General features: G+C 59.4%; 15 protein-coding genes and 1 pseudogene. 5 read left to right on the top strand and 11 right to left on the bottom strand.

Annotation, left to right across the window (positions count from 1 at the left end):
- Positions 1 to 18 precede the first annotated feature (18 nt).
- Complete coding sequence (locus WC739_RS11035; RefSeq protein WP_372953065.1) at positions 19 to 219, top strand: DUF2274 domain-containing protein; 201 nt, start codon at positions 19 to 21, stop codon at positions 217 to 219.
- Between the two features lie 374 nt (positions 220 to 593).
- Here the strand turns inward: WC739_RS11035 and WC739_RS11040 are convergent, their stop codons facing one another.
- The 7 genes from WC739_RS11040 to WC739_RS11070 form a co-directional block, all read right to left on the bottom strand.
- Positions 594 to 1,451, bottom strand: coding sequence for a transporter substrate-binding domain-containing protein (locus WC739_RS11040; RefSeq protein ID WP_372953066.1), 858 nt, complete (start codon positions 1,449 to 1,451; stop codon positions 594 to 596).
- Positions 1,452 to 1,487: 36 nt separating this feature from the next.
- A complete protein-coding gene (locus tag WC739_RS11045; protein ID WP_372953067.1) occupies positions 1,488 to 2,270 on the bottom strand; it encodes an ABC transporter ATP-binding protein in 783 nt (260 codons plus the stop codon).
- Positions 2,267 to 3,001, bottom strand: coding sequence for an ABC transporter permease (locus WC739_RS11050; RefSeq protein WP_372953068.1), 735 nt, complete (start codon positions 2,999 to 3,001; stop codon positions 2,267 to 2,269). The genes WC739_RS11045 and WC739_RS11050 overlap by 4 nt, the downstream gene beginning before the upstream one ends.
- The gene (locus WC739_RS11055; RefSeq protein WP_372953069.1) at positions 3,001 to 3,720 is read right to left on the bottom strand and encodes an ABC transporter permease; all 720 of its coding nucleotides are present in this window, start codon (positions 3,718 to 3,720) and stop codon (positions 3,001 to 3,003) included. Before WC739_RS11055 ends, WC739_RS11050 begins: the two co-directional genes overlap by 1 nt.
- Positions 3,721 to 3,873: 153 nt before the next feature.
- On the bottom strand, positions 3,874 to 4,731 hold the full coding sequence (locus WC739_RS11060) for a transporter substrate-binding domain-containing protein (protein WP_372953070.1): 858 nt from the start codon (positions 4,729 to 4,731) through the stop codon (positions 3,874 to 3,876).
- A gap of 64 nt (positions 4,732 to 4,795) precedes the next feature.
- Positions 4,796 to 6,145, bottom strand: a complete 1,350-nt coding sequence (locus WC739_RS11065; protein ID WP_372953071.1) for a M28 family metallopeptidase — start codon at positions 6,143 to 6,145, stop codon at positions 4,796 to 4,798.
- 328 nt (positions 6,146 to 6,473) lie between these two features.
- A complete protein-coding gene (locus WC739_RS11070; protein ID WP_372953072.1) occupies positions 6,474 to 7,898 on the bottom strand; it encodes a M20 family metallopeptidase in 1,425 nt (474 codons plus the stop codon).
- Between the two features lie 189 nt (positions 7,899 to 8,087).
- On the opposite strand from WC739_RS11070, the gene WC739_RS11075 reads away from it, so the two are divergent.
- Together WC739_RS11075 and WC739_RS11080 are read left to right on the top strand one after the other, a co-directional pair.
- Positions 8,088 to 8,720 (top strand): GntR family transcriptional regulator, encoded by a 633-nt coding sequence (locus tag WC739_RS11075; RefSeq protein ID WP_372953073.1) that lies wholly within the window; start codon positions 8,088 to 8,090, stop codon positions 8,718 to 8,720.
- A gap of 153 nt (positions 8,721 to 8,873) precedes the next feature.
- On the top strand, positions 8,874 to 9,050 hold the full coding sequence (locus WC739_RS11080; RefSeq protein WP_372953074.1) for a hypothetical protein: 177 nt from the start codon (positions 8,874 to 8,876) through the stop codon (positions 9,048 to 9,050).
- Here WC739_RS11080 and WC739_RS11085 read toward each other — a convergent pair.
- A pseudogene (locus tag WC739_RS11085) lies at positions 9,046 to 9,203 on the bottom strand (IS3 family transposase); the annotation flags it as partial. The gene WC739_RS11080 and the pseudogene WC739_RS11085 overlap by 5 nt on opposite strands.
- Positions 9,204 to 9,501: 298 nt before the next feature.
- Between WC739_RS11085 and WC739_RS11090 the strand changes: the two are divergent.
- Positions 9,502 to 9,975, top strand: a complete 474-nt coding sequence (locus WC739_RS11090) for a MarR family winged helix-turn-helix transcriptional regulator (protein WP_372953075.1) — start codon at positions 9,502 to 9,504, stop codon at positions 9,973 to 9,975.
- Here the strand turns inward: WC739_RS11090 and WC739_RS11095 are convergent.
- From WC739_RS11095 to WC739_RS11105, 3 genes are all read right to left on the bottom strand, one after another.
- Positions 9,908 to 11,092, bottom strand: a complete 1,185-nt coding sequence (locus WC739_RS11095) for a metallophosphoesterase (protein WP_372953076.1) — start codon at positions 11,090 to 11,092, stop codon at positions 9,908 to 9,910. The genes WC739_RS11090 and WC739_RS11095 overlap by 68 nt on opposite strands.
- Positions 11,093 to 11,333: 241 nt before the next feature.
- Entirely contained in the window at positions 11,334 to 11,705 is a 372-nt protein-coding gene (locus WC739_RS11100; protein WP_372953077.1) for a hypothetical protein, read from the bottom strand.
- A gap of 38 nt (positions 11,706 to 11,743) precedes the next feature.
- A complete protein-coding gene (locus WC739_RS11105) occupies positions 11,744 to 11,974 on the bottom strand; it encodes a hypothetical protein (RefSeq protein WP_372953078.1) in 231 nt (76 codons plus the stop codon).
- 440 nt (positions 11,975 to 12,414) lie between these two features.
- Here WC739_RS11105 and WC739_RS11110 point away from each other — a divergent pair.
- Positions 12,415 to 12,658, top strand: a 244-nt coding sequence (locus WC739_RS11110; protein WP_372953079.1) for a TetR/AcrR family transcriptional regulator, incomplete at its 3' end; no start/stop codon positions are given.

Genomic DNA, 12,658 nt, shown 5'->3' on the forward strand with positions numbered 1-12,658 from the left:
CGGTTTTGTGCAGCTTGTGTGGAGGTCGCGTGGATTGTGCCGATGCTTGAGCGCTTTATCGCGACGGATCGGGGCTTTGCCAGGGCCAGGCAAGAGCGGAGGTCTCAAATCCGGAGGCGCAGCAGGACGGATCAATGCCAACGCAGCACGGTTGCACCACAGGTGTCTTTGAACGCGACGCGGCTGCGGACACGGTCGGAGCGAAGGCAGCGACGATAGCCTCAAGCGAACACTCATTTACCAAGATTCTCGCCGGCAAGGCAGATGTCGCGGAGCGATCGGCCCCCGCCGCCTGCAGTTTGAATTCCTCCTAGGGGTGGAGAGTCAGTAGGGCGAGCACCACAAGACCCCCGCGTCGGTCCCAACTCTCCTGCCAAAGTGATGCATACGCTCCACCTTGCCTAGAGCAATTCCAGGAAAAGTGTGAAACGGTTTTCCGTCCGGAATTGCGTCAAAACAAAGAATTAGAGCGGTTTGCCGTTTCCGTGAAAAGGTGAACTGCTCTAAGTCGCACGAAGTTTCGCTTTCTCTCCGACCGGATGCATCATCTCGCAACCCTTGCCCGTCGCTGCGATGGCGAAACCTCATCGAGGTTATCGCGGCGTCACGTCGAAGCCGAACCATTTTTGTGACAGCTTGGTGATTGTGCCGTCGGCCTTTGCCGCAGCGATGGCGTCGTTGAACATCGCCTTCAGTTCCGGATCGGTCTTGCGCAGGCCGACGGAGCTGCCGCGTCCGAGCAGCCCGCCCTGGAAGCGGGGGCCCGTTACGACCACGTCCTCGTTTCCCGGCTTGGCGGCCGCGGTCGAGAGGTAAGCCATCGAAGCGATGATGAGGTCGACGCGTCCGGCCTTCAGATCGAGATCGTGCTGCTCGGTGGTCTTGTATTCCCGCACCTCGACGACACCCTTAAGGTACATGTCAAGAAACGCGGCAGCGATGGACGAGCCCTGAACGCCAATCGTCTTGCCTTGTAGGAGGGGGATCAGTTGTTTTACGGCTTCGGCAGCACCGGCCTCGTTGGTGGCCAGCGAAAACACGTCTCCCTTCAGCGGAAGCTTGGCGAGCGGGCTCGACTTGAGCGTGGCGAAGGTTTGACCCGTCGTGCCGTAGGAGTCGCTGAAATCAATCACTTCCTCACGCTTTGGCGTCGCTGACATGCCGGACATGATAGCGTCGAACTTGCCAGCATTAAGCGCCGGGATCATTCCGTCGAAAGATTGGATAACCGTCGTGCATTCCACCTTCATATGCGCGCACAGATATTTGCTCAGCTCGATTTCGTAGCCGTCCAGCGTGCCATCGGCATTGGTGAAGTTCCACGGGCGGAACTCGCCTTCGGTCGCGATCGTCACGTGTGCCCATTTCTTGCCTTCTGCATGCGCGCCCAGCGACGCGAACATCAGCGGCAGGATACAAAGTGCCTTCAGCATTCCAGTCAGATATTTCATTCCAGTTCCCCTTTTTTACGCGGTTACGGCCCGCCATCATTTGCTGATGAACTGGCGGAAACGTTCGGATTTCGAATTGGCGAACACCTCCTGTGGACGGCCGTCCTCTTCGACGACGCCCTTGTGCAGGAAGATGACTCGGCTCGAGACGTCACGGGCAAAGCCCATCTCGTGGGTGACGACCAGCATCGTGCGTCCCTCCTCGGCCAACGCCCGCATGACGCGCAGGACCTCGCCGACGAGTTCCGGATCGAGGGCCGAGGTTGGTTCGTCGAAGAGCATGACTTTCGGCTGCATGGCGAGCGCGCGGGCGATCGCGGCGCGCTGCTGCTGGCCGCCGGAGAGATGAACGGGATAGTAATTGCGCTTGTCGGCGATGCCGACCTTGGCAAGCAGTTGCTCCGCCTCGGCGATGCATTCTGCACGGGATCGGCGCTGCACGTGGACTGGAGCCTCGATGATGTTTTCGAGCACTGTCTTGTGGGACCAGAGATTGAAGCTCTGGAAGACCATGCCGAGGCGGGAGCGGATACGGTCGACCTGCTTTTGATCCTCGGGTTTGGCATGACCTCTGGCATTCGTCCGCATCCGGATCGTTTCGCCGGCAACGGTGATTTCGCCCGAATCCGGCGTCTCCAGAAGGTTGATGCAGCGAAGCAGCGTCGACTTGCCGGAACCGGAGGAGCCGAGAATGGAGACGACCTCGCCTACACGTGCATCAAGCGAGATGCCCTTCAGCACTTCGACGGATCCAAAGCTCTTGTGCAGGCTCCTGACGCTCAATGCCAGCGTCGCGGTTTCGGATACGATTGCGATCATGATGCATCTCTCTCGACAGTCGCTGTGATGCCGGCCCGGATGGATGGAGGTTCGCGCAGATGCGCGCTCAGCCAGTATTCCAGGCGTTGGACGAGACGTGTCAGCATGAAATTGATGGCGAGATAGATGGCACCGGCGACGAGGAAGACCTCGATGGCGCGATAGGTTTCAGAGATGATCTTCGCGGCGACACCAGTGACTTCCATCAATGTGGTGATCGAGGCAAGCGAAGTTGCCTTGACCATGGAAATCATCTCGTTTCCGTAGGCGGGCAGCGCCTGACGGATCGCCAGCGGCATGACGATGCGCCGAAAAAGCATTAGCCGCGGCATGCCGCAGGCCCGGGCCGCTTCGACCTGTCCGTGCGACACCGAAAGCAGCCCGCCGCGGATGATCTCGCCGGCATAGGCCGCGGTGTTCAAGGTCAGCGCCAATACCGCGCACCAATAGGGCTCGCGCAGCAGTGGCCACAGAAGGCTGTGGCGGACGGCCGGAAACTGGCCGAGGCCGTAATAAATGAGGAAGATCTGCACCAGGAGAGGCGTGCCGCGGAAGACGAAGACGTAGAACCGGGCAAACCAGTCAAGGACAAGACTGCCGGAAAGACGGGCCAGAGCGAGCCCGAGCGCCAGGATGGCGCCGAGGACGATAGAGGTGGCAGCAAGCTGCAGCGTCAGCGGGATTGCCGAAATGAGGCTGAGGAAAGTCTCGGCCATGAAAGTCCAATCCATCAGACCCTCCTGACGCCGCGGGAGAAATGCCGCTCGGCCTGGCCCATGACGGCGCCGGAAATCGTGGAAATCAGCAGATAGATGGCTCCGGCTATCAGATAGAAATCGAAGGGAAGGCCGGTCGATCCCGCGCCCACCTGCGCCTGGCGGAGCAGCTCGGCGACGCCGGTGATGGAGACCAGCGCCGATTCCTTGAGAACGACCTGCCAGACATTGCCGAGACCAGGCATGGCGTGACGCAGGGCGAGCGGGGCGATGATCCGCCTGAAACGCATAAGGCGCGGCATACCGCAGACGATCGCCGCTTCGATCTCGCCGGGATGAACGGCCTTGAAGGCACCTCGAAGGACTTCGGTTTGCTGAGCGCCGGAGGTGATACCGACGGCCAACGCGCCGGCAAGGAAGCCCGGAAAGCCGATGAAGCCTTCCGCGCCAAACAGCCTGCCGGCAGCCGTCACCGCGGCGCTGCCGCCGAAATAAAGGAGGTAGATTACGAGAAGATCGGGAATGCCACGCAACACCGTGGTGTAGGCATCCGCCGCCATTCTGACGGCAAAGCCGCCGGAGATTTTCGCCCAGGCGCCGAAGGTGCCGATCACCGCGCCGATCGCATAGCCAGATAGCGCGATCAGGACAGTCATCCATGCGCCGGCAAGAAGCGCGTGGCCCCATCCGCCGGGACCAAAGCTCACAAGCTCAAGGAATCCCGGCTGGGTCATGGCCAGGCAGTGCTCTGCTCGGTGTTAAAATAGATTGGAATATCCATCATCCTGTTTCAGGAAGGACTGCCTGCCCGTGAAGCGTGCCGACCGGCCCGCTCCTTTCGGAGCGGGCGCTAGGATCGGGGACATCATGCAAGAAGCCAGCCGTGATCAGTTCGTTTCGAAGGTTGGCGTGAGGTCGAGCTTGCTCCACTTTTCGGAGAGCGTCTTGATGACGCCGTCCTTGGCTGCGGCCTTGATCGCCTCGTCGAACTTTGCCTTCAGATCCGTTTCACCCTTGCGCATGCCGAGTGCCACTTCGGTCGCCAGCATGGCCCCTTTGACCAGCGGGCCCGACATCATGATGTCGTCATTGCCTGGCTTGGCGAGGATCGACGTCGCGTAGACGCCGCTGTCGAATCCCGCGTCGACGCGCCCTGCCTTCAGATCCAGGTCGCGTTCGCCGGAGTTCTTGTACGTACGCACCGTGACATCGCTGCCGTAGTAGGCGTTGATCAGCTGCTCCTGGCTGGTCGATTGCACCACGCCGACCGTCTTGCCTTTCAGGGCTTCCCCGATCTTTGCCATGACCGGGTCGGCCTTGGCCTTGTCGTTGAGGTTCAGCCGCTCGCCGGTCATCGGCAGGGCCGACACAGGGCCATCCTTGAGCAGCAGGAATGTCGCGACGCCGCTAGCGTAGGGCACGGTGAAATCGACGACCTGTTTGCGCTTTTCATTGATGCCGAGCGTCATCACCAGATCGAATTTGCCGGCATTGAGGCTCGGGATCATCGCCGTCCACTCGCCGGGGATCAGCTCGCATTCAACCTTGGCCCGGGTGCAAAGATCGTTGATGAGATCGACGTCGAAACCAGCGAGCTTGCCGCTGGAATCGATCATGTTCCAAGGCGGGAAGGCGCCCTCGATGCCAACCTTCACATGCGTCCAGTCCTTTGCATCGGCCGCCGTCGACCAAAGAGACAGAAGTGCCGCAGCAGCCGCGGCAAAGAATATGAATTTCCTGGTCATTTTTCATTCCCCTTTGTGTAGCCGCGTTATTGGCGGCGGGTTGGATGGAGCGCTGGCCGCCCCTTCAAAGCTTGAGGTCAAGAACATCCCGCAGCGCTTCGTTGGCTTGCCGCAGCGCGGAAGCGACGCGATTTCGTGTCTGGCGCGCGTGAACAATGTAAAAGACGGTGTCGGGCGAGCACGCAGGCAACCGCGCAAGTTCACCGATCCCCTCCAGGGACGGCCAGGGCCGATGGGGCAGGGCGGGATCATGGTGAAAGCGCTCGCCACTGGTATAGTTCAGCGGGACGAGCTGCCGCGAAGCGCGCACGAGCGAGCCGTTGATGAAATCGGCGGCTTTGTCTGCTGCGCCGTTGGACAGCCTGGCGAGGGCGGTTGCCTGCCGCTCGAGCTCGCAGACGGCATCCTGCAGCGCGGAAATGTCCAGTCGATCCTCGAGCGCCGTCTTGAGACGAGCCAGCTCCGCCTGCAGCGACCTGGCATAGGAGGCGTAGTCATAGGGCAGGACTGGCGAAGTCAGCAGCCGCCACAGGACTTCGAGCACGATGCGCGTGTCTCGTTCGAGATTTTTTGGATCGATGTGGTCCATGGTGTCATGCGGCGTATGCCACCACCATCCAAGCGCGGTCAGCATCTTGACCGGGCCTGGTGGCTGATGGCTCAGGCTGCCGAACATGGAGGGAATGCCGACGCCCCAGAACGACTGATCGGCAGCGCGCCCATGACGCCTGCCGGCATGCTTCTGCCCGGAGATGGCGACAATAGCGTCCGCAGCGACGGCCTTCAATTCATCGACGACGCCAGAGTTGGTGAGCACCGCCGCGCCTTCACCACCCGTCGAATCGACGTTGACATGGGCGACGCAACGGCGTTCGAGTTCGTCGAAATATTCGTCAGCATACCAGGCCGATCCGGAATAGCGTCCATGGGAGTGGCCGGACCAGAAGCAGAGGCGTAGCCCCCTTTTCCATTCGCTTCGCCTGGCGGCGAGGACACGGGCGGCTTCAAGCATTGTCGCGTTGGCGCCGCCATTGTCCATAACGCCGAAATGCCAGGTGTCGTGATGACCGGAAAACAGAACGAACGGCGCATCGTCGACGCCGTTGTCCGCGTCGAGGTCGGCGACCAGCAGAGGCGTCTTTCTCCAGCCGGTATCGACTTCAGCCTCGAGGCGGGCGCGGACCTGCTCTCCGTCAGCGAGTCGTCGGCGTAGGCGCTCGCCGTCCTCGTGCCGGATGGAGCAGATCACGGTCGATGGCAGTTTTGCGCGTGTGTGCTGCGAGGGACTTCCCCAGACCGGCGAGACGCACATTTCGTAGAGATATTCGTTCGGGCTGACATGCAGCTGCCCGATGGCGCGGCCAGCGCTCGCAAGTGCGGCGACCTCCTCGGTCGCTATGCCTTCGACCAGCACGATCCTGCCGGCGACATCACGGCCAGCGAAATCGGCTTCACCGCCTTCACCGACATAGACAAGATCGGCAATCACGCCGGCACTCGACACCGACATTGAGTGGGTGATGCACGGCAGGCCGATGCCGTCGACTTCCACTTTCGCACGCCCCGGCAGACTGATGAAGGCATCGTGGGAAAGGAGCCGGGTCGTGTAACCGGCACCATCCATCTCCGCCCGCAGATATTCGAAGCTTTCAAGCTCCTCAGGGGTTCCCGACAGTTTCACGCGCCGCGAAAATTCGCGGATATGCGACATCAGCCGATTGGTATCGGGGAGGGGAGCAGCGCTAGCCATTGCTCTTGTCCGGCAGGGGTGGCTGGACATCATCCGGAATTGGATTGACGAAAGCGATCCCATCAAGGCGTCCCTGATGGTCTGCCTTGGCCATCTCGATGAGTGCGGGATTGCAAATGAGGTCGATGGCGGTGCTGGCCATCACCTTTGCGGCATGCTCCATGCCTTTGTGGGCAGCCGGGAGCTTTCCCTGGGCCACGAGTTGCCAGGAATGGCCCGGGGTCCCGATGGCATAGGTTGCGCCGCGCATCTGTACGGCCGGCACCACCCAACTGACGGTGCCGACATCCGTGGAGCCGACAATCGTTCCATCGCCACTTTCCGGCGGGAAGATCCCGTCGCAGAGCGCCAGACCCTTCTTCGGCTTCAGTCCGAACCGGCCATAGGAGGCGAAAATATCTTCCGCCGAAAAGGTTTCCTGGAATTTTCGGGCTGTTTCGTGATCTGCGGCGTCGAAGGCCGGCGGGCCGAGTCGCTGGAGATGCTTGTGCATCAGCTGTTCGAGCGGGGTGTTGCCGACGAGATTGGCATCGCCGCTGACGACTTCGCTGCGCACTGTGGTTTCCGTCATCAGGGCAGCACCTTCCGCGACCTTTTTTACCCGTGCGACGAGCCCTAGCAATTCGGGAAGGCTTCGCGCGCGCACGAGGTAGCGAACGGTCGCCCGGGCCTGCACAACATTCGGCGCGGCACCGCCGGCGTCGGTGATCGCATAATGGATGCGCGCGGTCGAAGGCATGTGCTCGCGCATGTAATTGACGCCGACATTCATCAACTCCACCGCGTCGAGGGCGCTGCGCCCGAGATGCGGGGTCGACGAGGCATGCGAGGCACGGCCGGTGAAATGAAAATTGATTTCGTTGCAGGCCAGCGAGATCGGATTGTTGACACCAGCGAAGGCTGCCGGATGCCAGGAGATGGCGATGTCGACGTCGTCGAATACGCCTGCGCGAACCATGAAGCCTTTCGACGACCCCCCTTCCTCGGCAGGGCATCCGTAGTAGCGCACCCGTCCTTTCAGGCCGTTTGCCGCCAGGAAATCCTTGACTGACGCGGCAGCCAGCATCGATCCGGCACCAAGCAGGTTATGGCCGCAACCATGGCCGTTACCGCTCTTTTCGATAGGCTTTTCCTGGGCAATGCCTGCTTCCTGGCTGAGGCCGGGAAGCGCATCGAATTCACCGAGAATTGCGATTACAGGCCCACCTTCGCCGGCCTCGCCCATGACCGCCGTTGGCAGCCCTGCCACAGCCCACTGGACGCGAAAGCCTTGTTCTTCCAGCAGGCAGGCATGTTCAGCTGAGGAGCGAAATTCTTCGTAATTCGTCTCCGGCATGCCCCATATGCGATCGCTAAGTCCAATGAAGGCATCCCGTTTCGTTTCGACGAGAGCCCAGATGGCGTCGGCGTTTTTCATTGTGCTATACGATCTGTCATACATGTTTACCAAAATTGGCGCCAATTTATGAGTCAAAAATCATTTGTGCAATAGATTGGTTTGATTTCTTTGGTCATCCCTGTTCGAGCATGATCAGGCCGGATCGGCACCGGAAGCCAGGGCCATCAAAGGACCTGCTGAATGAAAAGAGAATGACGAGCGAGTGAGATGAACGACAGCCAAGAAAAGCCAGTTGCTGCGGGGGAAGAGAGTGACGTCACGGATTTCATTCTCCAGGACATTCTGACCGGAGTCCTCGCGCCAGGAACATGGCTGAAGCAGATCGATCTGGAGCGTCGTTACGGATGCACCCGGCCGGAAGTCCGACGAGCGCTCGACAGGCTGGCACAAAAGCGGCTGGTCGAGCATGTGCCGAACCGGGGCTATCATGTCTACGAACCCGACGGCCGCCGCGCCAAGGAAGTCGGCGAGATACGCATCATCCTGGAGACCGGGGTCGCCGAGGCGATTGTCTCGAACGCATCCGCTGAAAGCATAAAGAAATTGAGCGTGCTTGCAGATACGTTCGACCATATGATCCTGATGGGCACGATGCTGGAACTCTACGAGGCCAACCTGGCGTTCCATCGCGAATTGCTGGCGCTAAGCGGCAACCAGGAACTCGTCGACCTGATAACAGAGATTCGCCAGCGCACGTCATCGGCGCCCGTATCGCAGTGGCGGACCCGCGCCCGCATAGAACAATCAGGGCGCGAGCATCACCTGATGATCGAGGCTATAAGAAACGGTGACGCCGAGGAGCTTAAGATCCTGACGAAGAGGCATATTCTCCAAGGCTGAAGGACTGTCGTTTACGGCTTGGTTTGTGTCTTGGTCCGCGAAAAACTTCGGCGTGCGGGACCGGATCTCATTTGCGAGATGTTTGGAACGAAGCCGACTCGCGTCTATGGGGGCGAAGCCGGACGGTGACTCGAGATCGGCTCCGAGAGTTACGTGCCCGATCTCGCCTTAGGACGAGCCAAGACGGCTCGGCAGCCGAGGTTGGCCGAGATGCCGAACAACCACCATTTCCGGCTCAGCGTCTCCTTCGTAAGCTGGTCGGCAGTGCGCCTGATCCTCAACATTCTTGGACTGCAGCGTGATCCGCAAGCCATTGCGATGCAGCGATGAGGCCGTTCTGCATTGGCTTGCCGGGCGCGATGTCATGCCATTCGACGCCGTTCTTCTGGCACAACTATAGGACCGCCATCGACGTCAGCTCAGTGCCGTGTCCGAGACGATCGTGCAAGACCTGCTGCGGCGAGCGATGATGGCGTCCGCTTCCTACCGACTGGCAACAATGCGTCTCATATCGTGCCTGGAGTTCAGCTCTGCGCTGGCTCTAAAGCAGACATTGTCCACCCCGTTGGAAAAGGTGCAGGCACTGTTAGTGGAGCGTTATCCGCACAATAGAAATCCGCGGGCAGTTTCGGTACACCAAACACCCGATAATGCCATATCTTGGTTGCCTGCGCGGGCTGTCCGGAAACCGGTCATTTTCCGGACATTCGCATCTGAGCGAATTCGGCGTTCATGACGTCAACCCCTTGCGATATTATAGTGGACGATATAGAAAATTGGCATGGACAAACATGCTGAAACCGGGCTGCCTGCGCCCGATCTCGACGACCTTCTGTGTTTCTCGATCTATTCGGCGGGGCATGCCTTCAATCGGGTCTATCGCCGACACCTGGAACGCGTCGGCCTTACTTATCCGCAGTATCTGGTAATGGTAGCGCTCTGGTCGCGGGACAATGTCACCGTCGGGCATCTTGGAGAGCGGTCGTCGCTGGACACCAGTACGCTGACGCCAATGATCAAGCGGATGGAGGCGATGGGACTGTTGGAGCGGACCCGTGACACCGCCGACGAAAGGCGTGTGCTGGTTGCCCTGACGGACAGGGGACGCGCTGTCCAGCGGGAGGCTGGGCATGTCATGCGTTGCGTCGCGGAGGCCACTGGACTGGGCGCCGATGGCACGGCGGCGCTCACGCGAGAAATCCAGACATTGCGGCGGCGGCTTGACCAGTATGAGGCGGGCCAGACCTATTTGTAGCTGGTTCGGACCGAAGTGTGATACGTGTAAGTTCCGCAGGCTTGCCCAGACGCAAAGCAAAACCCGGCCAGAGACCTGTCCCGTTGTTCACATACAGGTTCATGCTCCCAATCTTGTAAAGCCCTGAAACGAAACCGTTGTTTGCCCGCGCCACGATTCTGGCAAGGCCAACAACCATGCCGCCATGAGTGTGCCCGGACAATTGAAGCCCGACCCCTGCCGCCGCCGCCTGTTCTGCCCGCATGGGCTGGTGATCGAGGAGAATGATCGCAGCTTCCCGAGGTGCATCGAGAATTGCTGCCTTAAGGTCCGGAGTCGCATTGCCCGAATGTCCGGCTGAACGATCGGTGACGCCGGCGATCACAAGTTCGGCCCGATCACGCTCGATTATGACATGCCGGTTCAAAAGCGTCCGCAGTCCCAAACGCTCGTATTCCAGCATCCATTCTTGGTAGTCGAAGAAGTATTCATGATTGCCGGGAATGGCCCAAACCCCGTCCCGAGCCCGCAACTGGGCAATCGACTGCACATCGAGTCGGCGGTGGGCGACGTCCCCGTCGATCAGGTCACCCGTCATCACGATCAGGTCCGCACCGAGAGCATTTGCCCGTAACACGACAGCTTCCGCCCATCGAGCAGGGAACAGTCGGCTAATGTGCAGGTCCGTTAGCTGCAGGAGTTTATAACCATCAAAGGCAGAGGAAAGCCCCGGGATAGAGATCTCGATATCCTTGAGTGCCGGAACGCGGATCGCCTGACTGACACCAAATGCAGCGAGACCAAGCGCCGCCACCCCCAACCCGTACCTGACGTCCGGTGAAACGGATGGAAAGCCCCCGTTTATCACCGTGAGAAGAATGGAGACAGCATCAAGGGCAATCTGGAACACCGCGAGCAAAACCGTCGCTCCAAATACCAAGTTGAAGGCGATGATGAGCGGCCTGGGGAACTCGGGCGAGAAGATCGAGCCCGAGGACAGGCGGCAAAACAAGAGGTACTGCGAGGCGATCAGTAGAATGACTGCGAGAGTGATCTTGATCGACCACGGCCAAGGCAATGGCTCGATGAAGCGGACCACGACCACAAGCCATGGCAGTCCCAAGATGATATTGAACATGGGTGTTACGGGTCTTTCGGGGAGGCCAAGCCGAGGATATCAGCTCGCTCTAGATAGGTGTGCTGAGACCGTTGGAGGAACAGATTGATGGCGAACCGAAGCGGAGTGAGTACTCCAGCTGCATTGCCATGCGACTTTTTTGTCCGGCGGCAAACGTGGTGGCATCCATACAACCTGCTTCGCCAGTGTGCTCTGCCATGCTTCGTGAAGGCAAAAGCGCTTCGGTTATGCTCCATTCCGGTCATTTCGGGGATCGCTCGTCAAATTTGGTCCTGGGGCCATAATCCGACAACAGCCAAATCACGAAAATCATGGCGCCGGCGACCACAAAAAACCACTGGCCACCGATAACCAGACCAGGAAGAGCCAATGCTCCTATGATGAGAACGGGTCCGACAAGCATTTCCACAATCGAGTGTAATTTCATCGGAATTATCTTGATTAACCCCAGCGGCATAACCGTCAGAAGCGTCATGGTCAGGTGAATGACGGCAAGCGCATAAGAAATCAGCGCCGCCGTCCCGCCAAAGCCGAAGAGACTCGGCGCCAACGCGAACAACGCGACGGTTACATAGTCCAAAATGCCATGAATGATATCAGTGATGACTTTCATGTTTTCTCCGTGTGCCGAACGCCTGGATCGAGCCACCATCAATCTTCGAGCGCAGCGGCGCTGCCGTTGCGACCATCGATGGGGCCCGAATCGCGGATTTGTCGAAGTTCCTCAGTTAGTCGTGCCACCTGCCGTTCCAGGCGCTCAATTCTGTCCATAGTGTAGTCGAAGCTGGTGTATTCCAGCGATTGCAGGAAGACGCTGACGGCCTTCAAGGCGCGGCGAAATTTCCCCGGCTCTGGGGCCAGAGGGTTGGCTGTGTCTGTCATCGGGAACTCCTCATTGGCGAAACTGTGCCAGGGTGCGCCGTCGACCGCGCCATTGCGGCCTGACGGATGCACGCGGTCAGGGGCGCCACACCGGGCCCTCGGGAGCACCGAATTTCCATAGTGGGCGATATATTATTCGCAATTATTATATGTAGCGCGCTAGCATAAACCTTCGGCGATGCGCTTGGCCTATTATATCGCTCGATATAGAATAGAGCAAGGGCGATTGCTGCATGAGGCCGGAAAGCCCCATGCCGAGATCGGTTCAGCAAGCTCAGCCCGAACCGTGAGATAGGCGCACGTGCAACGCAGCTGTTGTGCCTCCTGCTCGACACGATCCTTAACGGGCGCTAGGCCTCCGGGTGACCTTTACCGTCTAACAAAATTGCGTCAGGCGATACGAAGGCTTATATAGCAGATGGTACAGAATAAGGACGTTAATGACGATGGGCCGTCCCCGCGAATTTGGAATAGACGACGCGATCGAGAAGGCGACGGACCTTTTTTGGCTGAAAGGCTATGAGGGGACGTCGCTCAGTGATCTGACGAAAGCGATTGGGATCACGCCGCCGAGTTTCTATTTCGCGTTCGGCAGCAAGGAAGGTTTGTTCAAAAAGGTCATAGAGCGATACTTCGCCGAACAGGCCAAGATCGCGGAGGCGGCCTTTCGGAAGCCTACCGCGC

It is taken from the genome of Mesorhizobium sp. (assembly GCF_041661565.1).
Taxonomy (GTDB): Bacteria; Pseudomonadota; Alphaproteobacteria; order Rhizobiales; family Rhizobiaceae; genus Mesorhizobium.

Bases quoted from the DNA above. Each gene is read 5' to 3' on its own strand.
- WC739_RS11045 (WP_372953067.1), bottom strand. From the start codon at position 2,270: ATGATCGCAATCGTATCCGAAACCGCGACGCTGGCATTGAGCGTCAGG.
- WC739_RS11090 (WP_372953075.1), top strand. From the start codon at position 9,502: ATGGACAAACATGCTGAAACCGGGCTGCCTGCGCCCGATCTCGACGAC.
- WC739_RS11060 (WP_372953070.1), bottom strand. From the start codon at position 4,731: ATGACCAGGAAATTCATATTCTTTGCCGCGGCTGCTGCGGCACTTCTG.
- WC739_RS11105 (WP_372953078.1), bottom strand. From the start codon at position 11,974: ATGACAGACACAGCCAACCCTCTGGCCCCAGAGCCGGGGAAATTTCGC.
- WC739_RS11070 (WP_372953072.1), bottom strand. From the start codon at position 7,898: ATGAAAAACGCCGACGCCATCTGGGCTCTCGTCGAAACGAAACGGGAT.
- WC739_RS11095 (WP_372953076.1), bottom strand. From the start codon at position 11,092: ATGTTCAATATCATCTTGGGACTGCCATGGCTTGTGGTCGTGGTCCGC.
- WC739_RS11040 (WP_372953066.1), bottom strand. From the start codon at position 1,451: ATGAAATATCTGACTGGAATGCTGAAGGCACTTTGTATCCTGCCGCTG.
- WC739_RS11055 (WP_372953069.1), bottom strand. From the start codon at position 3,720: ATGACCCAGCCGGGATTCCTTGAGCTTGTGAGCTTTGGTCCCGGCGGA.
- WC739_RS11100 (WP_372953077.1), bottom strand. From the start codon at position 11,705: ATGAAAGTCATCACTGATATCATTCATGGCATTTTGGACTATGTAACC.
- WC739_RS11050 (WP_372953068.1), bottom strand. From the start codon at position 3,001: ATGGATTGGACTTTCATGGCCGAGACTTTCCTCAGCCTCATTTCGGCA.
- WC739_RS11075 (WP_372953073.1), top strand. From the start codon at position 8,088: ATGAACGACAGCCAAGAAAAGCCAGTTGCTGCGGGGGAAGAGAGTGAC.